The 20,123-nt window shown below is 73.5% G+C and carries 13 protein-coding genes, 2 tRNA genes and 2 pseudogenes; 13 read left to right on the forward strand and 4 right to left on the reverse strand.

Features of this window, described 5'->3' with window-relative positions:
* Positions 1-60 precede the first annotated feature (60 nt).
* Positions 61-501 (reverse strand): annotated as a pseudogene (locus tag ACZ5ON_RS28215) (universal stress protein); the annotation flags it as partial.
* Between the two features lie 1,034 nt (positions 502-1,535).
* On the opposite strand from ACZ5ON_RS28215, the gene ACZ5ON_RS28220 reads away from it, so the two are divergent.
* The 6 genes and pseudogenes from ACZ5ON_RS28220 (at position 1,536) to ACZ5ON_RS28245 (ending at position 8,993) form a co-directional block, all read left to right on the forward strand.
* Positions 1,536-2,384 carry an HAD family hydrolase gene (locus ACZ5ON_RS28220; protein WP_465598579.1) on the forward strand — a complete coding sequence of 283 codons (849 nt, stop codon included), beginning with the start codon at positions 1,536-1,538 and terminating at the stop codon, positions 2,382-2,384.
* Between the two features lie 1,959 nt (positions 2,385-4,343).
* Positions 4,344-5,546 (forward strand): annotated as a pseudogene (locus ACZ5ON_RS28225) (helix-turn-helix domain-containing protein); the annotation flags it as partial.
* A gap of 745 nt (positions 5,547-6,291) precedes the next feature.
* The gene (gene orn / locus ACZ5ON_RS28230) at positions 6,292-6,894 is read left to right on the forward strand and encodes an oligoribonuclease (RefSeq protein ID WP_465598582.1); all 603 of its coding nucleotides are present in this window, start codon (positions 6,292-6,294) and stop codon (positions 6,892-6,894) included.
* A 134-nt stretch (positions 6,895-7,028) separates the two neighbouring features.
* Positions 7,029-7,104 (forward strand) — tRNA-His (locus ACZ5ON_RS28235).
* 183 nt (positions 7,105-7,287) lie between these two features.
* Entirely contained in the window at positions 7,288-7,734 is a 447-nt protein-coding gene (locus ACZ5ON_RS28240; RefSeq protein WP_465598585.1) for a DUF4442 domain-containing protein, read from the forward strand.
* A gap of 485 nt (positions 7,735-8,219) precedes the next feature.
* Positions 8,220-8,993, forward strand: a complete 774-nt coding sequence (locus tag ACZ5ON_RS28245; RefSeq protein WP_465598588.1) for a hypothetical protein — start codon at positions 8,220-8,222, stop codon at positions 8,991-8,993.
* A gap of 60 nt (positions 8,994-9,053) precedes the next feature.
* Here the strand turns inward: ACZ5ON_RS28245 and ACZ5ON_RS28250 are convergent, their stop codons facing one another.
* Both ACZ5ON_RS28250 and ACZ5ON_RS28255 read right to left on the reverse strand, forming a co-directional pair.
* Positions 9,054-9,980 carry a spermidine synthase gene (locus ACZ5ON_RS28250; RefSeq protein WP_465598591.1) on the reverse strand — a complete coding sequence of 309 codons (927 nt, stop codon included), beginning with the start codon at positions 9,978-9,980 and terminating at the stop codon, positions 9,054-9,056.
* A gap of 297 nt (positions 9,981-10,277) precedes the next feature.
* Entirely contained in the window at positions 10,278-10,793 is a 516-nt protein-coding gene (locus tag ACZ5ON_RS28255) for a hypothetical protein (protein ID WP_465598594.1), read from the reverse strand.
* A 549-nt stretch (positions 10,794-11,342) separates the two neighbouring features.
* Here ACZ5ON_RS28255 and ACZ5ON_RS28260 point away from each other — a divergent pair.
* Positions 11,343-12,854, forward strand: coding sequence for a tetratricopeptide repeat protein (locus ACZ5ON_RS28260; RefSeq protein ID WP_465598598.1), 1,512 nt, complete (start codon positions 11,343-11,345; stop codon positions 12,852-12,854).
* A gap of 261 nt (positions 12,855-13,115) precedes the next feature.
* Here ACZ5ON_RS28260 and ACZ5ON_RS28265 read toward each other — a convergent pair whose 3' ends face one another.
* Positions 13,116-13,760, reverse strand: coding sequence for a histidine phosphatase family protein (locus tag ACZ5ON_RS28265; protein ID WP_465598601.1), 645 nt, complete (start codon positions 13,758-13,760; stop codon positions 13,116-13,118).
* A gap of 432 nt (positions 13,761-14,192) precedes the next feature.
* On the opposite strand from ACZ5ON_RS28265, the gene ACZ5ON_RS28270 reads away from it, so the two are divergent.
* The 6 genes from ACZ5ON_RS28270 to ACZ5ON_RS28295 all read left to right on the forward strand — a co-directional run bounded on the left by ACZ5ON_RS28270 (position 14,193) and on the right by ACZ5ON_RS28295 (position 20,069).
* Positions 14,193-15,398, forward strand: a complete 1,206-nt coding sequence (locus ACZ5ON_RS28270; protein WP_465598604.1) for a hypothetical protein — start codon at positions 14,193-14,195, stop codon at positions 15,396-15,398.
* Positions 15,399-15,459: 61 nt separating this feature from the next.
* On the forward strand, positions 15,460-17,085 hold the full coding sequence (locus ACZ5ON_RS28275; RefSeq protein ID WP_465598607.1) for a hypothetical protein: 1,626 nt from the start codon (positions 15,460-15,462) through the stop codon (positions 17,083-17,085).
* 8 nt (positions 17,086-17,093) lie between these two features.
* A complete protein-coding gene (locus ACZ5ON_RS28280; RefSeq protein WP_465598703.1) occupies positions 17,094-18,491 on the forward strand; it encodes an AAA family ATPase in 1,398 nt (465 codons plus the stop codon).
* A gap of 217 nt (positions 18,492-18,708) precedes the next feature.
* Positions 18,709-19,128 carry a hypothetical protein gene (locus ACZ5ON_RS28285; protein ID WP_465598610.1) on the forward strand — a complete coding sequence of 140 codons (420 nt, stop codon included), beginning with the start codon at positions 18,709-18,711 and terminating at the stop codon, positions 19,126-19,128.
* A 202-nt stretch (positions 19,129-19,330) separates the two neighbouring features.
* Positions 19,331-19,927 (forward strand): bifunctional DNA primase/polymerase, encoded by a 597-nt coding sequence (locus tag ACZ5ON_RS28290; RefSeq protein ID WP_465598613.1) that lies wholly within the window; start codon positions 19,331-19,333, stop codon positions 19,925-19,927.
* A gap of 68 nt (positions 19,928-19,995) precedes the next feature.
* A tRNA-Lys gene (locus tag ACZ5ON_RS28295) sits at positions 19,996-20,069 on the forward strand.
* The last annotated feature ends 54 nt before the right edge of the window (positions 20,070-20,123 follow it).

A 20,123-nucleotide genomic window follows, 5' to 3' on the forward strand; every position in this document is an offset into this window, starting at 1 on the left:
CCTCCAGGCTCTCCGGTGGCCCGCGATCAGGGCCGCCGGAGAGCAAGGGCCGATCCTTCGTCAGGGAATCACGATCACAGGCCGGTTGGCCCGCCTGGCCAGCCGGCCGGAGACCGAACCGAAGAGTTTGCCGAGCAGGCCGTGGGTGCTGCCGACCACGATCGCGTCCGCGGCGTACTCCCGGCCGACCTCCTCGATCTCGTGGCAGATGTCACCGCCGCGCTCGACCAGGATCCAGGGCACCCCGGCGAGGAAGTCGGCGCAGGCCAGCTCCAGGCCGAGGACCTCCGTCCGGTGGTCGGGCAGGTCCACGAAGACAGGGGGCTCACAGCCGGCCCAGACCGTGGCCGGCAGGCGGTTGGCGACGTGGACGATCACCAGTCCGCACTGCGAGCGGCGCGCCATCCCGACCGCATACGCCAACGCACGCTCGCTGGAGAGCGAGCCGTCGAAACCGACCACGACACCATGCTGGAAGGCCGGGTCGCAGGAGCGGACGGGCTGCTCCTGGGGGATCGGGCCTTCCTCCCCGTCGGCGCCGCCCGCTCCGCGAGGTCCACGCGGCCGGCCGACGGGCGCCCCGGCGCCATCCGTCATGGCGTCTCCCATCTGCTCTCCCCTGTGCTCACCCCTGCGCTGCCGGGGCTTCGGCCAGCCTCTGCGGACGACATCGCTGACGAAGGCCGCTCTGGGCCGCCAGCTGCCCGCTCCGAGCCCTGAGATGGCCTCACGCGCCTCGGCAGGCTCGGCAGGCTCGGCAGGCCCAGCCGACGTGCCGTGCCCAGCAGTCGCGGCATGCCCCGTCTGTGCCCCACGGCCGGCAGAGCCCTCCTGGCTGGCGGATTGTCCGCACGCAACGGAAGCCGCGGACACGCCGGAAGACCCCGGCGCAGCGGACTGACCCGAGGCGGTGCCCCCGCTCGGTTCAGGGGGCCTTGGCCCAGTGGGCGCGGGGATGTTCGGAACCGCGTCCACCGGCCGCGCGGCAAGATCTGCATCAGGAGATCTGGAGGACTCAAAACCGGCCATGGCTCAAGGCTCTTCGAGAAGGGTTGGCCAACAGGAAACGACGTGGTTATCGAGGCAACAGGCCCGCCCATGACACCTATTCGGTCTCCGCAGAGCAGCACCGATTGTGACCTGTTCCTTTCAGAGTACGACGGGTGTGAGGCTCGGCCCAGCAGCAGAGCGTTGAAACGGCGACGATCCCGCTAACGGGCGATGCGTGCACCGGGCATTTCGCGCCCCCGATCGGCAATCTCGCGCCTGCCGAGAAAGAGGTTCCCTGGAGCTTCGCCGAGGAGACGCGTCGACGCAACAGGACCACCACACAACGTGACCCGACTGTCATCCGAGCACCTTCGCTCCGTCGATGGCTCCGGGGGCAGTTGGCCGATCGGGCGCCCATACCACCCCATAGATCCCAGCTGTCCCGTTGGCCCATGACACTCCGATTTCAGCCAATTACGTTCGGTTCGGGACTACCTCTGGCAAGTGCCTGATGCATACCCCGGGGCGCTGGCAGCATGCAGCGCATGCCCCTGCTCCTGTTCGATCTCGACAACACGCTGCTGCCCAGGGATGCCGCGTTCATGGCCTGGGCCCAGGACTTCCTCGACGAACACCAACTGCCCACCGGCGACCTGAGCTGGTTCGCCACCATTGACGGTGGCGGCTACGTGCCGCGCAGCACCGTCCTGGGCGCAGCCAAGCGCCGCTACGGACTCGACCACTCCCTCGACTTCCTCCTCGCGCACTACCGCCGAGGCATCAACTCACACATCCACTGCCCCGCCTCGCACATCGAGGCCCTGAAGTCCGCCAGAGCGGCGGACTGGACGCTCGGCATCGTCAGCAACGGCAACACCCGGCCGCAGTTGGAGAAGATCCGCCGCACCGGGCTCGGCCCGCTGGTGGACGGCTGGGTGATCTCCGAGGAGGCCCGGTGCGTGAAGCCGGACCCGAAGATCTTCGAGATCGCCGCCAAGCGCTGCGGCGTCCCGCCGACCCACGGCTGGACCTCCCGCACCTGGATGGTCGGCGACTACGGACCCGCCGACATCGCGGGTGCCGAAGTAACCGGGCTGCGCAGCGTCTGGCTGCACCACGGCCGCCCCTGGGCCGAGGACGGCTACCGACCCACCCTCAGCGCGGCCGGCCTGCCGGAGGCCGTCGGCCTGGTCCTTAGCGCGAGCAGCGCCCCCTCCCCCAAGCCCCGCCAACGGCCGGTCGGCCGGAGGAAGTTCGCCACGCCAGCCTCAAGTCTCGCACCACGGGCAGCAGTTGCCGGGGGACGGCTCTCGCTCAGCGGCGACGGTTCGTCGGCGCGCCGGTACGCCGCGTTCTCCCGACTGGCCGAACGGGCCGACGGCACGACCGGCTGAGGCGGCACGGTCGGCTGAACCTGGCTGGATCGGGCGGGCCGGCGAGCGGTGCGTCGACTGTGCCGGGCTCCGGTCGGACGGAGCGCGCTGCACCGGTGAGGTGCGATGGCGGTGCGGACCTCGGGCGGGCTGCCCCACCGGCCCACCGGGGCTCGCTCGGGGTGGCACAGCCCCGCCAAAGCCTCCGTGGGCCCCCTGGGGCTTGCGGCCCCCTGGAGCCATACGAACGCGGCAGGGCCGCCAGAACGCCGCGTACCGCGCTCGCACAGTCCGCCGAAGCCCCGCCAACGCGTCATCACCAGCGCGTCACCACCAGCGCGTCATCGCCCACGCGGCCAACCCCGATCGGGGGCACGGCAGTAGGGTGCTACGGCAGTACTTCCGTGTCGGCAATACAGCGGTTCACCGAAACTGGTGGCGGTGCACACACCCCTACCCGGGCGGGTCGCCGGGGCTCGCAAGATCGCAGCGCGGCGGGCCCGTCGACCGCTGTGAAGCGACCACCCGTCACTTTCGTCCATCCGGTTTGTCCATCCGGGCAGTTGGCCCCGGAAGGCCGACCGATCCGGCAGCACAAGCAATCGCAGTCACCCGCAGCAGAGGACTGCCGTACTGCCGGCAGAAGACCGTCCCCCGCGTCCGCTCACACCGATGAGTCCGTGGACGGCGACTGTCCCACCCGGCGTCAGGGATCCGGGAGATCCGGGCGCGTGTGCCACGCCGATCGAGCGTCCCCGGCCTCGCATCGACTCGGTGGACCCGCCTGCAAATCGGCTTCGCGGGTCACCAGTACCGTCGCGAGCGAGTCGCACCATCCAGAGCGCCATGCACCACCATGCACCACCACGCATCGCCGCACCTCGCCACGCACCACCGCACGGCCCGCACACCCCGGACGGCGGCGGCGACCTGAGCCGTACGTCGGCACCGCCACGAGTCAGGAGTCCACCGTGTCGTCGTTGGCCTGTTCGAGCCTGCGCCGAGGCCCTGCGACAAGTCCCACAAGGCGACCCCGACCACCTGTCATGATGACCCGTTCAGGCGCTTGATGGCGGGGAAGTGGGCCGCGCAACGGGCTCGCGGCAGCGCACGTTGAGAGGGCGCACGCCCCCTTCTTGAACCGTCTGTTTTCAGTCAATCTCAGCCCACCCCCTACCCCTTGGGCAAAGCCGCAGTCCAGACCGTTCCGCGCTGCACAGCCCGCCCTGATCCCGAGTGACGGGTCGTGCGACAACAAGCCACCGTTCCTCCTGCCCCCTTCCCAGAGGGGTCGCGGGATGCCACGCTTCGTGATCGAATGCATCACGCCAAATTGCCATGTCGACATAGCGTCGGATGGTGAACTTGTCACAACGGCAACGGTCCACCCAGTAGATTCGATCTTGGCGAACAGTGCGGCACCACGGCACCACCACACCACACCACCGAGGGGGCTGGAGCGCCTTGAGCAGGGTGAGCAGGAGCGACGCGGGTCCTGACGGCGGCCAGTCGCCGACCGGTCGCACGAGCCGGGCCGCCGGAGGGGGCGCACCCGCGCAACCGCCGATGCCGACTCCGGCGACCAGACTGCCTCGGCTGCCGCAGACCGGCCTGCCCGCCGCCGTCCCCCGTTCCGCCAGCGCCGCCCAGTCCGCGAAGCCCTACTACGGCCCGCACGGCCCGCACGCATCCCGCCCGGGCATCGCGACCCCCTCCGCCAACCCGTCTGCGGGACAGGCAGGTTACCCGGTCACCGCCGCTCCCCAGTACTCGGCCACAGGTCCGCTGGCCGACCTGGCGTCGGAGGGCGGCGTGCCGCTGGTTCCGGGATCCGGCGCCGGTCACTTCCCGGTCCAGTTCGCCGGTCATGCCGGCGGCCAGCACGGCCCGACCGCCGGCATCGCGACCGTCACCGGCGCGGCGTCGACGGCATCGACGGTCGCCACGGCTGCCGCGGCGGCCGCCGGTTCGGCAGGCGCCGTGGGTGCAGCCGGTTCCGCTGGCCCATCCTCAACCGTACTGACCTCCGCACCAAGGAAACTGTCGGGTCGTCGGCGGCGCGAGACCGTCGCCGTGCTGATCTTCGGCGGCGCACCCATCTTCGAGAGCTCCATCCCGCTCTCGGTCTTCGGGGTGGACCGCCAGGACGCGGGAGTACCCCGGTACCGGCTGCTGGTCTGCGCCGGCGAGGAGGGCCCGCTCGCCACCACCGGCGGCCTCACCCTCACCGCACCGTACGGCCTGGAGGCGCTCGCCCGGGCCGGCACGATCGTCGTACCGGCCTGGCGCTCCATCTCCCAGCCGCCACCGGTCGAGGCCATCGCCGCCCTGCGCAAGGCGCACCACGAGGGCGCCCGGATCATCGGACTGTGCACGGGTGCGTTCGTCCTGGCCGCCGCGGGCCTACTGGACGGCCGGCCGGCCACCACCCACTGGATGTACGCGCCGACGCTGGCCAAGCGCTACCCCCGGGTCCACGTCGATCCGCGCGAACTCTTCGTCGACGACGGCGATGTGCTCACCTCGGCCGGCACGGCGGCAGGGATCGACCTCTGCCTGCACGTCGTACGGACCGACCACGGCGCGGAGGCGGCCAACGCGCTGGCCCGCCGGCTGGTGGTGCCGAGCCGACGCAGCGGCGGAGGACAGGCCCAGTACATCGACCAGTCATTACCTGAAGAGATCGGCAACGACCCACTCGCCGAGGTCGTGACCTGGGCGCTCGAAAACCTCAATCAGCAGTTCGACGTGGAGGTGCTCGCCGCCCGCGCCTACATGAGCCGCCGGACCTTCGACCGGCGCTTCCGCACCCTGACCGGCAGTGCGCCGCTGCAGTGGCTGATCACTCAGCGGGTGCTGCAGGCGCAGCGGCTGCTGGAGACCTCCGAGCTGTCCGTGGACGATGTCGCACGCCGCTGCGGCTTCCGCTCACCGGTCGCGCTCCGGGGCCACTTCCGGCGCCAGCTGGGGGTCTCGCCCGCCGCGTACCGGACCAGCTACCGCGCCCGGCGGCCCGCTTCGGGCGGCGCCACCGTGCCGCCGCAGGGGCACCCGGCCCAGGGCCACGGTCATCACGCGCCGGGGCATCCGGCGGCGAGCGGCTACCCGGCCGAGCGGCTGTCGGGTCTGACCGGTGCCACCGGTCCGCTCGGTGCGGCCTCCGCCCCGGCGGGCATGCCCGCCGGGGCTCTTGGGGCCACCGGACCGGCCGGGGGTGCTCCGGGCGCCGGGTTCGGCGCTCAGGCCGGTGCCTCCGGGGTGACCGGGACGGCGGTCACCGGAAGCCAGGCGGGCGTGGGTCCGACGGGCGGGACCGCGCCGGCCGGCGCTGCGGCGGGTGCGCCACCCGCGTACCACGCGCCGAGCGCGCCGGGGGTCGGGGGCTCGCCGACCGCAGGCGCACTCGGTCGGGGACGGTTCCGTCCGGGCGTTCCGCCGCAGCCGGGCACGGGCTTCGGCAGGATGTCCAGGCCCGGCGACCGCCCCACGGAGCGGCAGGAACGGCCGGAGCGACCGGCACGGCAGGCGGACCAGCTGACGGACCGCCTGGCCGATCGGTCGCCGGAACGAGCCGTCGAGCACGCGGCCGCGGCGGACGAGGCCCATGACAGGCCCTCCGCTCGGGGCCTCGGCCAGCGGCACCGCAGCGACGGCAGCGCTCTTCCGCACGCCCATGCGTCCGGGGTTCCGGCGTCCGGCAGGCCCGGCGCCGGGGACCATCCGGGTAGCGGCTTCGCGGACGGCGATTCCGACGGCGCCCGTACGGGCGGCCCCGGAGTCGAACACCACAAGGTCGACGACGCGGTCCACGAGGCCGACCGGGCGGAGGACCCCGCCGACGGGAGCGCCGACACCGGCGGCACGGCACGCCCTCCCGAGGCTGACCGTCAACTGTCCGGCTCGCGCGACCGCGCCGTAGGGTGAGTGCGTGAATGACCGTTTGGTATGGATCGACTGTGAAATGACGGGGCTCGACCTCGGCCGGGACGCGCTGGTCGAGGTCGCCGCCCTGGTGACCGACTCCGAGCTGAACATCCTCGGTGAGGGTGTGGACGTCATCATCCGCCCGCCCGCCGAGGCGCTGGCCGGCATGCCCGAGATCGTGCGCACCATGCACACCTCGTCCGGGCTGCTGGACGAGCTGGAGCACGGCATGACGCTGGCCGAGGCCGAGGAGCGCGTCCTCGCCTACATCCGGCAGTACGTACCGGAGGCCGGCAAGACCCCGCTCTGCGGCAACTCGGTCGCCACCGACCGGGGCTTCCTGGCCCGCGACATGCCCACGCTCGAAGGCCACCTGCACTACCGGATCGTGGACGTCTCCTCGATCAAGGAGCTGGCCCGCCGCTGGTACCCGCGCGCCTACTACAACAGCCCGCAGAAGGGCGGCAGCCACCGGGCGCTCGCGGACATCCGCGAGAGCATCGCCGAACTCCGCTACTACCGCGAGGCCGTGTTCGTCGAGCAGCCCGGACCGGACACCGACGCCGCCCGCGCGATCGCCGCGAAGCACCAGCTGCCGACCGGCTGACCCGGGCCGGACGCCCGCCGTCGCGACCCGAGCGACGACCCGAGCGACGACCCTGGCACGAGCACCCCTTCTGATCCTGTAGAGTTCTCTGTGTCGGAGCGGGAACGCGAAAGCGGGAGAGCGCCGGACAGATGGTGGGCGTAGCTCAGTTGGTAGAGCACCTGGTTGTGGTCCAGGTGGTCGCGGGTTCGAGTCCCGTCGCTCACCCCAAAAGCCTTGAGGGGCAGATCTCTTGGAGATCTGCCCCTCAAGGCTTTTCTGCGTTGCGGGTTTTCGCGCCCCGATCGGCCCGGGCCGCGCCGGCCCGACCCAACCCCGACCAGGGCGGGGCCGGGTCGAAAAGATCTCCAGTTCCCCTCCCCGAAAAAGCTACCCACTAGTAACATCATCGCCATGACCACACCTTCGATCGGCCAGCTGCTCGACTCCACCGTGCCGATGGCCCACACCCTCAAGCTCGAGTACCTGGAGACCAGCCCCGAGCGGGCCGTGCTCCGGCTGCCGGACCAGCCGGAGTTCCACAACCACGTCGGCGGCCCGCACGCCGGTGCGATGTTCACGCTGGCCGAGTCGGCGAGCGGCTGCATCGTCCTCGCGGCCTTCAGCGACCAGCTGTCGCGCGCCGTGCCGCTGGTCGTGAACGCCGAGGTCTCGTACAAGAAGCTGGCGATGGGCCCGGTCACCGCCACCGCGACGCTCGGCCGGCCGGCCGCCGACGTCGTCGCCGAGCTGGACAAGGGCGAGCGCCCGGAGCTTCCGGTCACCGTCGAGCTCACCCGCGCCGACGGCGCCGTCACCGGCGTGATGACCATCACCTGGACCCTGCGCCCCAACTCCTGAGTTCCAACTCCGGAGCTCCGGGCGCTTACTGGACTCCCGGCGGGGAGCCGCCGGGTGGGGGAGCAACGGCCTCGCGCGCGAGTGCTCGTGCGGGAGACCCCCGCCCGGCGGGCCGGGCCGCCAGGACGCGCACCGGCGTGCCTCGGCATCGGGCCCTGCCCGCGACGCCCGCCACGCCCCCGAAGCCTGGCCCTGCCCGCGTCGCCGGACCCTCTCGGAAAACCGGACCCGCTCGGAAAACCGGACCCGCTCGGAAGCCGGACCTTTCCGAGGCATCGGAACGAGAAGTACGCCGCCCGCCCGAAGCCGCGTCAGATCGTCCGAAACCCGCCTTCGCGTTCGTCGCCGCCGCCTGGTGCCGAGGGCTCGGGCCGCCGGCAGGCCGAGACGCCGACCATCGCGATGACGGAAAGTCACCGACGCGCGTGACCTGACGCCCCGGGTGCTCGTTCTCGCTTCACGTGCGAGCCAATCACGCGATCCCGGTGCAGCCGCAAGCCGTCTCCGTCCGTTCCGACGGCCCGGGCCGCAACCAGCGGCGGGCGGGTGGACGGCTGCCCCGCTCTCACGCCCTCGCGGCAGGCGGCGTGCTGCTGGCCCAGGTGTGGGGTCTGGGGCTGGGTGCCACCGGTGCGTACGCCGCGACGGCCGAACCCGACAGCGCGTTGGTCGGCAGGGCCGACGTCCCCGCCCTGCTGGACGGGCTGACCGGCACCACCGCACCGGTCCTGCGGCATCCGGCCGCACCGGTCGAGCAGGTGCTCCAAGACCGGATCAGGGCCGGCGGGCTGCCGCTCCCCGGCCAGGCGGCCGGCGTGCCCGACGCCTTCGCGATCGCCGCCGTACTGCTGCCCGCCGCTCCGCCGCAGCCGCGCGGGGACGCCCTGCGCCCCTCGCGGTCGAAACCGGTGGAGGGCGCGGACCGATCCCCCTCCACCGCGGGCGTACCGGCCCGGCGGGGCACCGACATCGCCACCGACCCGGCCGCCGTACCACCGCCGCTACCGCCCGGCGTCGCCGCTACCGGCGGTGGCGTCGCCGTCCCGGGGGCGGCCACGACCGGGCGCCGGACGGACATGGTGCCGGTGCGGTTCCAGGATCCGGCGCAGCCGGTCGCCGATGATCCTCTCAGCCTGACCGCGGCCACTCCCGTCGAGCCGGACGACGACCTCACCGCCGTACTCGTCCCGATCGCGGGCGGCATGTTGCTCACCGGGGCCGCGATGTACAAGCACCGGGGGCTGCCGCGCGGACACTGAGCGCGCAAACCGGGCCGGGGCTCAACAGCGCGTGCCGGGCCGGGACCGGCGCGCCGGGGCTCAGTGGAAGACTCCGGGTGGCGGGGCCGGCGACGGGGCTGCCGTGGCATCGGTGGCCGGTACCGCACCGGCGGTGAAGTCGGCCAGCGAGCGACCGTGCTCCACCCGGCCGAAGTAGGAGTCCGAGGCCACCCGGCGGCTCAACTCGTCCAGCGGGAGCGGCTTCTGGGCCGCCACCAGGATCAGGTTCCCGAACCGCTTGCCCCGCAACACCGCCGGGTCGGCCACCAGGCAGACCTCGGGGAAGACCGCACGCAGCGTGGCCACCTGGGACCTGGCGAAGAGCAGCGCCGAACCGTCCGTGATGTTCACGGCGTACCGCCCGCCGGGCGCCAGGGCCCGCGCGGCCAGGGTGGCGAACTCCACCGTCGCGCAGTGCGCCGGAACCCTGGCCCCGGCGAAGACGTCGGCGATGACCAGGTCCACCGCCCCTTCCGGGGTGCGCTCAAGCACCGCTCGGGCGTCCGCGCCGCGGACCTTGACCTGCCAGCCGCGCTCCAACGGGAGCTCCGCCCGGACGAGTTCGGTCAGCGCGGTGTCGATCTCGGCGACCTGCTGGCGCGAGCGGGGGCGGGTGGCCGCGACGTAACGGGCCAGGGTGAGGGCACCGCCACCGAGGTGCAGTACGGTGACGGGCTTTCCGGGAGCAGCGGCCAGGTCGATCACATGGCCGAGCCGGCGCTGGTACTCGAAGCCCAGATAGGTGGGGTCGGCGAGGTCCACCAGGGACTGCGGCGCACCGTCGACCAGCAGGCTCCAGGCGTGCGGGCGGTCCCGGTCGGGGACGAGTTCGGCCAGTCCGGAGCCCACCTGGCGGGCCAGCGGGCCCTGAGAACGGGTACGGGCCGCGCCGGACGGTCCGCCCGGGGCGGCTGGGTTCGGCTCGGTCTCGGTACGAGCCCTGCCGGCCCTGCTACTGCGTCCCATGGCCTCATTATCGCCAAGGTGACGGACAGCGCCCCAGCTCAGCGGCGGTCGGGCAGGGCGGAACGAGAGGGGACGGGGAGGTCCGGGGGGACGGGCGCCGCGCGACCGGCTGCGGACGCGAACTCCACGGTAGGCCGTTCGGCCGGGCCCAGCGGGACGGTGCACCGTGTACCGCGTGGCGGAGCGGAGACGGCAGCGCGGGTGTGCGACTACGCGGCGTGCGGCGTGGGCGGCAGCGCGGGTGTGCGGTCACGCGTTGACACGGCTGTGCAGCTCGGGCGACTGCGCGGCACGGCCTCAGAAAGGCCCGAACCCGCCTGCAGTCAGCGTGCAGGCGGCTTCGCAGAGTGCCGAGCGCAGCACCCAGGCGTCTGTGGGCCGGGCCGCGGAGTCCGGGCCGGACGGTGGCATCACCCAGCGCGGATCGGTCGGTGGGTAGAGGACGGCACCGGGTGTACAGCTGCTGCCCGGCAGGTGCCAGAGGTCGGCGGTACCGGCCGGGACCAGGAACGCGATCGCGGAGCCGCCCGCGGTCTGGAGCACCGCCCCGCAGGCGCGGCGGAGCCGGAGGATGTCGACCGTCTCAAGGCCGTGCCGGACCGCGACGGTGACCGTGTCGTAGCCGGCCGGGGGCGGGGCGGTCGCGCCGCCGCCCCCGGTACAGGCCGAGAGTTCACCCTCGACGCCTCTGGCCGCTCCGGCCCCTCGGACGCCCTCGGCGCCGCGCGGGCCGTCCGGGCGCAGCGCGGGCGCCAGCCCCTGGGCGGCCCCGCCGGCGACCGTCCGTCGGTACTGCGGTACTCCGATGACCATGGCGGCCCTCCTGTCACCTCGTCAGGTCGGAAGCCCGGTCACTCGGGCAGGTGGGGGTGCGGATCGGGGCTTCCACGTATCAGGACAACGCGAAGAGTGCTCCCGAAGCCACGGGGCCGCCTACAGCAAGCCATGGCATTTCATGGCAGATCTCGGCAATGACGTCCGAAATGTGGGGAATTGAGGGCACATCATCCGGCAACTCACCGTATTCGCCCGATGACTCCGGGTACTGTCATGGGCGTCCCGTCCGACCCACGACCACATGCCATCACAGCGGCCGTCCGCGACACCAACCGCCCCCACGGGCCCCAACCCCGCTGACCCACCCCGCCCCGGCCGGCCCCGATCGCCACCACCGATCACGACCTGCCGACCGCGGCCGCACCCGGCCGCCGTTCACTCCGCACCAGCCGCCCCACCGACCTCCCGAACCGCCATAACGACAACCCCCAGAGACAAGCCCCCAGAGACAAGCCCGCGGCGACAACCCACGGGGACAGCCCACAGCGATCGCGACCTTCACAGCACGAGCTCGGAGCGCAGACCATGGCAGCCAAGCGACCCGGCGGAACGCAGTCCACGCCGACCGCCGCCGTCACCCCCCACGTCGCCGTCCCCAAAGCCGCCGCCCCCAATGCTGTGATGCGGGAGTTGCGGGGCGACCGCTCCCCCGGCGAGTTCGCCACCGCGATCCGGCGGGCCGCCCGCGAGATCGGCGAGCACGTGTCCTGCGACGCCCGCTACGTAGGGCGGGTCGAGTCCGGTGAGATCCGCTGCCCCAACTACGCGTACGAGCGGGTGTTCCGGCACATGTGGCCGGACCGCTCACTGCAGGATCTCGGCTTCGCCCCGCGGGCGGCGGTCCGCCGCCGCAGCGTGCGAGGCGCTGCAGCCGGGCCGCCCGCCCCGGGGCCCGACGGCCGGGCCCCGCTCACCGATTCGCACCATCCCCACGAGGAGAACGACGACGTGCGTCGCCGTACGTTCCTGAGCGGCGGCTCGACCGCCCTGGCGGCAGCACTCGGCCTTGACCGGCCGGCCCACGCCGCAGCCCCCACATCCGCCGTCTCCACGGAAGCACTGCCGGTACCGGGCGAGTTCGCCGCGGCCCAGGTCGGAACGGCCCGACAGGTGAGCCAACTCCCGCCCCGGCGCCGGGTCGGCGCCGCTGAGGTGCTCGGAGTCGAGCAGGCCGTCCGGGACATCAGACTGCTGGACGACGCGCACGGTGCGGACACCCTCTTCGAGCTCGCCGGTCAGTCGCTGCGCAGCGCGTACGCCCTGCTCAACGACGGCGAGTACAGCAGCGCCATCGAGCGCCGACTGCAGTCCGGGGCCGGGGAGTTGGCCATCTCGGTCGGCTGGCTGGCCCACGACTCCAACCGGCTGACCGACGCCCGCTCGTTCTACTCGGAAGCGCTCGCCACCGCCCGGATGGCCGACGACACCGCACTGGAGGCGCACGTGTTCTGCAACAGCGCCTTCCTCGCCAGGGACGCCGGCCGCCCGCGCGAGGCACTGCGCGCCGCGCAGGCCGGCCAGGCCGCGGCGCGCAAGCTGGACTCGGACCGACTGCTCTCGCTGCTCGCCATGCGCGAGGCGGGGGGCTGGGCACTGCTCAAGGACCGGGCGGCCTGTGAACGGGCGCTCGCCCGCGCGCACACGCTGTTCGACCGGGGAGAGTCGGAGGCCGACCCGGAGTGGATGTCGTTCTTCGGCGAGGCTGAGATCGCCGGCCTGGAGGCGCAGTGCTGGTCCGCCCTGGGCGAGTGGGACCGGGCCAGTGAACGGGCCGGGCGGGCCATAGCGCTCCAGGACCCGCACTTCGTCCGCAACCGGGTGCTCTACACCGCCGAACTCGCCCACGACCGGCTGGGCCAGGGGGATCTGGCGGGGGCGGCGAGCCATGGTTCGGCGGCGGTGGCGCTGCTCGGCGAGGTCCGCTCGGCGCGGATCCGGAACATGCTCGCCGACTCCGCCGAGAACCTGCGGCCGCACCGGTCGGTGGCGGAGGTCGCCGACTTCCTGACGGCGTACCACCATGCCGTGGCCGCCTGACGGCCACCAGGTCCGGCCCCGAGGCCGCGCGACCGGCCGCGCACTACCGTGACGGGCTGATCGCACGGCCCACACGCACCGGGACGCTGCGCCCCGCTGGCGGCGTGCCGGAGTCTCCCTGGAGCACGCTGCCCGCACAGCCCTTCCGCCTCGGGGCACCGCCGCGCCCCTGGGGCCGCTGGCCCCTCCGGCCGGTACGCCGCTGTGGACGACGGGGGCTCCGCCACACCTCCGGGGCACTGTTCCGCCCGACCGCTCGGCTCAGTGGGCGTCGAGGTGGCTGAGGTCGTTCCAGACCTCCACCGCGGGCAGGCCGTACTCCCAGGAGAGGACCGACAGCGCCGCCGTCCCCAGCTTGAAGCGCTGGGCGTACTCGGGCGCCAGGCCGAGCCAGCGGGCCGTCATGATGCGCAGCAGGTGGCCGTGGGCGAAGAGCAGCACATCGCGGTCCGCGCAGTGCATGGTGGTGGTGTCGGGGTGCGGGGTGCCGTGCTCTTCGTTGAGTCCGGCGAGGAAGGCGTCGACCCGGTTGGCCACGTCGGAGAGCTTCTCGCCGCCGGGGACGCCGTCCCGCCAGATCAGCCAGCCGGGGTGGTCGGTGGCCCTGATGTCCTGCCCGGTACGGCCCTCGTACTGGCCGTAGTCCCACTCCATCAGCTCGGGGCGGTCCACCGCACGGTCGCCGAAGCCGGCCAGTTCACAGGTCTCCCGGGCCCTGGAGAGCGGGCTGGTGTAGACGACGGCGTCCGGCAGACCGTTCCACGGCGCCTTCGCCAACCGGGCCCCGAGGGCGCGCGCCATCGCGCGGCCCTCCTCGGTGAGCGGGATGTCGGTACGGCCGGTGTGCCGGCCGGTGGCCGACCACTCGGTCTCACCGTGCCGGACGAGCACGATTCGAGCGGGCATGGGGAACTCCTCGCAGCTGGGGTGGCGGTTAGCCAGGGTGGGCGCGGCCGGGCTCGCCATCGAGTCGCCGGGGACCATGATCCCCCACCTCCGGGCCGGCGTCCGGCACCGGCCCGCGACCGCCCGCCCCACCCTGTCGGTTCGCCTACGTCCCACCTGCTCCGCGAGAGTGCCCGCGCCGTCCGGCAGGTGCGCCGCGCCGCTACGGACGATGCCGTGACAGCAGCCGCCCGACCCGCGCCCCCGTGACGAACCCCATGCGGACGATCCGGAGTCCCCTGCCGGACGACCGCGCACCGCCCGCCCGAACTCGGCCGTCCAGACGCAGCCGCCGCGCCGGCCCGCCCCGCAGTGCCGGTACCGCGTGGAATGCAGTGGAAAGCAGCGGCCGCAGCGGATTTGTCAGACCCGGATGCGACACTGGGCCGCACCATGAACGTCTCGACCATCGGGCAGGCAGAGCCGCTGGCACAGCGGCTCTCCGAGCTGCGCGGCCGGGCGCCGCAGCGCAGCCTCGACGCCCGTGCCCTCGCCGCGCTCGCCGCCAACCCGGGCTGCCGCCGCCGCGCCGTACTCGACGCCGCCGGGGTGGACAAGGCAGCCGTCGCCGGACACCTCGGCCATCCGGCGCCCTTCGGTCAGTCGCCGTTCGCGATAGCGCGCGGCAATGTCTTCGAGTCCCGGCTCAAGGAGAACGGCTACGCCGCGCTGCTCGAACCGCTGCGCCGGCGGCTCGGCCTGCCGCCGGACGCGACCGCGCTCGCGGTGCCCGACCTGCTGCCGCGTTCCGCCCCGGCGGTCCGGGCCGAGCGCACCCGCGAGGCGCTGGCCGAGGCCGCGGCCGCACCGGGGGCCTGGACCTTGCTCGACCACCCGATGCTGCGGCTGACCGTGGCCGGCGGCCCGGCGTACCTGGAGCCGGACGCGGTGGTGGTGCACGACGGCCGCTGCACCGTCGTGGAGATCAAGTCGTTCCCGGTCCTGGACGGCTCCGCCGACCCGGCGAAGGTCGGGGCCGCGGCCCGGCAGGCGGCGGTGTACGTGCTGGCGCTCCAGGAGGCCGCGGCCGCGGCGGCCGGGCAGCCGGTGGACGACTCGCCGTACGCGGAGCAGAAACTGCCCGGCAGCCCGGAGTCGAGCGTGCTGCTGGTCTGTCCGAAGGACTTCGGCAACCGTCCGACGGCCGTCGCCGTGGACATCCGGCGCGAGCTGGCCACCACCCGCCGTCAGCTCGGCCGGCTCACCCGGGTCGAGGAGCTGCTGGCCGCGCTGCCGTCCGGAACCACCTTCGACCTGGCCCCGGACGAGGCCGGCTGCCCCACTCGCCCCGCCGGTGAACTGGCCGCCGCCCTGGAGGCGTTGACCGCCGCGTACAGCCCGGACTGCCTCTCCAGCTGCGAACTCGGCTTCCACTGCCGCGCGCAGGCCCGCTGCGCCGACTCGGTCGAGCAACTCGGCCGCACCGTCCGGGGCGAACTCGGCAGCCTGCGCACCGTCACCGAGGCACTGGCCGCCGCGGTGGGCCTGGGTGCCGGCGAGCCCGCCGACGCCGACGGTGCCGAGCAGGCCGAGGCCGCCGCCCGGCTCGCGCACGCCGCCGCGCTGCGCGCCGAGGCCCTGGGCAGGAGCGCCGGATGACTCCGCACCCCGCCGCGCTCGAGGCCCCGCAGCGGGCCGGGGCTGTCAGGAGGTCCACCCGATGAGCCTGTTGAGCACCCTGGCCCGGTTGGAGGCCGTCCGCAGCGGCCGGGCCGAACCGCTCGCGACGGTGCGGCACCGGCATCTCTCGCAGCGCCCCATGGTGCTGGTCCCGTTCGCCGCCGCCGGTGAGTCGGGGGCGCCGCTGGCCATGCTGCTGGGCACGGACCGGGACGCACCGCGCCTGCACATCGTGCCGCAGCCGCTGAACCGCACCCAGCGGTTCGACTTCCTCGCCCGGGTCGCCGCCGACCTGCTCCCCTACCTGGAGTCCTTCGGTACCGAGGTCGAGCAGATCGAGGGTTCCGAGAAGGACCCGGAGACCGGCGAGAAGTCCCAGGTCCTCCGGGAACTCTGCACCGACGCACCCCAGTTGATCGTCCCCAACGGCGCGTCCGTCCAGCACCTGTCCCTGCTCGGCCGGTCCACCAGGTTCCGCCGCACCGCCGAGGACGCCGACCCGGGGCCGTACCCGGCGCCGACCCAGGTCCCGCTGCTGGGGCGCTGGTTGACGCACCTCACCGAGCGGGCCCAGGTGCCGGGATCCGGCCTGCTGCTGTCGATGACGGCACTGCTGGCCCGCCACTGGGCGACCGGCCAGAGCCACCTGGAGGACCAGCACCTCGCCGCCCAGCTGGCCTGGCACTTCCCGCGCCCCGGCCTGACCGGCGCCGAGACGGCCCTGCTCACGGAGACCGAGCGGGACGTCCACGGGCGGCTCACCCACCCACCGGCCGGTCCGGTCACCGATCCGCGCTTCGACGAGCTGCTGCTCGCCCCCGCCATCAGCCGCCACGACTCCGCCCTCGCCACCCTGGCCCATCTGCAGCAGACACCGGGCCGACCGGAGCAGGTCGAGCAGGCCCGACTCCACGTCAAGCAGGCGTCGGCGCAGCTGCGCTCGGTCCTCGAACAGGAGCTTCTGCCCACCTGGCGGGACGTCTGGCGCGGCCTCGACCTGCTGTACGCGCTGCCGCCGGCCGCCCATCTCGGGGAGCGTTGGGAGTCCGACCGCTGGTCCTACACCGGCCACCGGGACCGGCTCGCCGCCGGGGAGCCGCCGCAGCCCCGGCAGGACGACGCGGTGACCGCCGCCCGCAAACTCGCCCAGCGCGAGCGCGAGCAAGCCAGGCTGGCGGTCCAGGAGGCGCTGGACGACCCGCTGGCGATGGCCGAACATCGCTTGGCGGGCGAGGCGTTCGCGGGCACCGTGGTCGGGGTGGCCATGGACTACGACACCTCCGGCCGCTCACCCAAGCCCCGCCCGCTGGTCACCGTCCGCACCGGCGACCGTCCGCACGCCGATCCGGGCCGCGAGGTGCACCGGGCAGGAGGGTCCCCCCGGCCGGAGGCTGGGGGAGGCCCGGTCGCGCAGAAGGCCGTGATCGTCGAGTCCGACCCGGCCGGCGGTACCGTCACGGTCCGGGTACTGTCCGGGATGGGCCGGAAGAAGGAGCCCGAGCCCGGCAGCCTGCCCGAGCCCGGCGAGCAGATCGTCTTCACCCTGTTCGAGCTGACGTCGCGCCAGTCCGCGCCGCTGCCCGAGCCGGACGACACCCCCTGGACACACGGTGGACCGCCGGGCGCCGCCGATCATTCGCTCACCGCTGCCGAAGAGTGGGAATGACCGACACCATGACCCTCGACCCGGACTCCACACCCGGCCCCGGCCCCGGCCCCGACAAACCATCGGCCCTCTCCCCCGGTGCCGCGGCGGACGCCGCCGTGGCCAGGATCCTGGCCGCCACCGTCCGCCCGGCCCCCGGTGCGCCGCGCGGTGTGGTGGTGGACTCGCCGCCCGGCGCCGGGAAGTCGACGCTGGTGGTGAAGGCTGCGAAGGAGCTGGTCGGCGCGGGTGAGCGGCTGATCATCGTGGCCCAGACCAACAGCCAGGTGGACGATCTGGTCGACCGGCTGGCCGCGAAGGGCCCCGAGCTGAGCATCGGCCGGCTGCACGCGAGTGACTCCCGCCCGTCGCCCGAGGCGCTGCGCCACGGCAACGTCACGCCGTCCGACAAGGTGGGCACCCTGTTGGAGCACGACGTGGTGATCTCCACGGCCGCCAAGTGGCAGTGGGTGAAGACCGAGGCGCCGTGGCGGCACGCGATCGTGGACGAGGCGTACCAGATGCGCTCGGACGCGCTGCTCGCGGTGGCCCGGCTGTTCGAGCGGGCGCTGTTCGTCGGCGACCCGGGTCAGCTGGACCCGTTCACGGTGGTCGGCACGGACCAGTGGGCCGGGCTCTCGTACGACCCGTCCGGCAGCGCGGTGGTCACGCTGCTGGCGCACAACCCGGAGATCGAGCCGCACCGCCTGCCGGTCTCCTGGCGGCTGCCCGCCTCGGCGGCGCCGCTGATCTCCTCGGCGTTCTATCCCTGCGCGCCGTTCCGCTCGGGCACCGGGTTCGGCGAGCGGCGGCTGGCGGCGGCGGTGGCGGCGGACGGTTCGGCGTTCGACGCGGCGATCGACGAGGCCGCCGAGAGCGGCTGGGCCCTGCTGGAGCTGCCCGCCCGGCACACCGTCCGAACGGATCCGCAGGCCGTCGCCGCCGTGGCGGCGACGGTCCGGCGGCTGCTGGAGCGCGGTCTCACCGCCCATTCCGAGCAGGGCTCCACACCGCTGACCCCCGGCCGGATCGCGGTCGGCACCGCCCACCGGGACCAGGCCTCGGCCGTCCGCACGGCGCTGGCCGGGCTCGGCGTACCGGTGGATCCGGCCGCCGGTCCGGCCGTCACGGTGGACACCGCCAACCGGCTGCAGGGCCGGGAGTACGACGTCACCGTGGTGCTCCACCCGCTCTCCGGCCGCCCCGACGCGACGGCCTTCCACCTGGAGACCGGCCGGCTGTGCGTGCTGGCCTCCCGGCACCGGCACGCCTGCATCGTGGTCGCCCGCGCGGGCATCGCCGAGGTCCTGGACGAGCACCCCGCTACCGAGCCGGTCCAGCTCGGTGTCACGGTCAAGTTCCCGGACGGCTGGGAGGCCAACTACCGGATGCTGCAGCACCTGGAGGAGCACCGGGTCCGGCTGTGACCCGGGGCCCCGGTGGGGCGCTACGCGTCCGGGGTGTCGGCCGGGGCGGTCGAATTCGCCACCCCGGCGTGCGGGCCGGGAATAGCGCTCTGCTCTCACACCGTTCCGCTACCGGCCGCCGCCGAGCGACAATGGACGGCGGCCGATACCGGTGGCCCATACCGGCCGCCCATGCCACGAGGCAGCGAACCGACCCGCACCCCGGAGGTGTCCCCCCATGCCCGATCGCCACTCGCCGGTCTCCGGCCAGAGCGGCCAGCACGTCCCGAGCGGCCCCACCGAACCGGCCGTACCGGGTCAGGGCACCCCCGTCCGCCGACTGCGCCCGGCCCACCTGCTCTTCGAGCCGCAGGCGAGCGAGCCCGAACCGGAGCGCTTCTTCGACCTGGAGGCCATCGAGGACCCGTCCGAACTGCTGCGCCGCGCCACCGAGTTGACCCTGGCCTTCAGGGCCGCGGCCGAACGCGCCACCGACTTCCAGGCGATCGCGGCGGCACAGCTCGCCGACACCAGGCGGTTCGACGCGCTCTCGCCCGCCGAGATCGCCGACCAGGCCGATTGGACGCCCGACTACGCGGCGCGGATGGTCGAGTACGGACAGACGCTGCTGAAGCAGCAGGCCGTGGGCGAGCACTGAGCCACCCAGCCGTACCCACGGCTACGCCGACGGCATCCTCCGGCACCCCTTGAGCCCCACCCGCCCATCGCGGCAGGCCCCGCCCCAACCGGTGTAGCCAGTGGCATATGCGGTCGGGAAGGGTACGCCTGCCGGGTCGACGCTGTCCGGCGAATGGGGCTTTTCTTCCGCACGGGGCGGTTCGGGGGTCAGGCTGCTGCACGTGGACATCTGGACCTATCAATCCGTGGAGTACGTCACCGTCGCCGGCGAGGCGTGGCTGGCCTCGGCGAGCGAGTACCCGCGCAGCATGCGGGCACTGTGGCAGTCCCGGCCGTGGGCGCCGTCGGTACTGCCGTGCGGACGGGTCTTCGACGTGATCAGCATGCCCTCGCTGTTCGGCCGCCGGGTCCTGGACGAGCTGTGGGCGTCCGGCCCGGGTTGCGGCCCGGTGGCGCTGTTCCGCGGGCGGACCCTGCTCTTCGTACAGCCGGGCGCGGCTCCCCGGCTGCGGACGCTGCTGGCCTGGGAGGAGTGGGCCCGCGAGGTGCCGCCGCTGCTCTGCCACGGGGCCGGCGACGCGGTGACCGTCCCGCCGGTCCAGCGGATGGTGGACGCGCCCGACTCCCCCGGCCAGGGCGCGGGCCGCTGGATCGTGGCGCCGGACACCCGCGAGCCGTGGCTGCCCGGCGCCGCCACGGTGCTCTGGGCCTGCGTCCGCGCCTCCAGGGGGCAGGCCGACGGCCCGGCCGCCTGCGACGGGCCGCTCCCGGCACCCGCGGGCCTGGACGGCGAGCCCGACCCCCTGCCCTCGGCCTGAACCCGGTCCGGCCGGTATTCGATTTTGGTTCCACCCGGGGCCACTGCTAGAGTTTTCTCTGTCAGCAGGCGCCGCTAGCTCAGTTGGTTAGAGCAGCTGACTCTTAATCAGCGGGTCCGGGGTTCGAGTCCCTGGCGGCGCACAGACAGCCGGAAGGCCCCTCGCAATAGCGAGGGGCCTTCCGGCGTTTTCGGTC

The sequence above is a fragment of the Kitasatospora sp. NPDC032150 genome, assembly GCF_055579945.1.

Excerpts from the sequence above, each read along its gene's own strand:
- ACZ5ON_RS28220 (WP_465598579.1), top strand. The coding sequence starts at position 1,536 with ATGCCCCTGCTCCTGTTCGATCTCGACAACACGCTGCTGCCCAGGGAT.
- ACZ5ON_RS28240 (WP_465598585.1), top strand. The coding sequence starts at position 7,288 with ATGACCACACCTTCGATCGGCCAGCTGCTCGACTCCACCGTGCCGATG.
- ACZ5ON_RS28250 (WP_465598591.1), bottom strand. The coding sequence starts at position 9,980 with ATGGGACGCAGTAGCAGGGCCGGCAGGGCTCGTACCGAGACCGAGCCG.
- ACZ5ON_RS28255 (WP_465598594.1), bottom strand. The coding sequence starts at position 10,793 with ATGGTCATCGGAGTACCGCAGTACCGACGGACGGTCGCCGGCGGGGCC.
- ACZ5ON_RS28260 (WP_465598598.1), top strand. The coding sequence starts at position 11,343 with ATGGCAGCCAAGCGACCCGGCGGAACGCAGTCCACGCCGACCGCCGCC.
- ACZ5ON_RS28265 (WP_465598601.1), bottom strand. The coding sequence starts at position 13,760 with ATGCCCGCTCGAATCGTGCTCGTCCGGCACGGTGAGACCGAGTGGTCG.
- ACZ5ON_RS28270 (WP_465598604.1), top strand. The coding sequence starts at position 14,193 with ATGAACGTCTCGACCATCGGGCAGGCAGAGCCGCTGGCACAGCGGCTC.
- ACZ5ON_RS28275 (WP_465598607.1), top strand. The coding sequence starts at position 15,460 with ATGAGCCTGTTGAGCACCCTGGCCCGGTTGGAGGCCGTCCGCAGCGGC.
- ACZ5ON_RS28280 (WP_465598703.1), top strand. The coding sequence starts at position 17,094 with ATGACCCTCGACCCGGACTCCACACCCGGCCCCGGCCCCGGCCCCGAC.
- ACZ5ON_RS28285 (WP_465598610.1), top strand. The coding sequence starts at position 18,709 with ATGCCCGATCGCCACTCGCCGGTCTCCGGCCAGAGCGGCCAGCACGTC.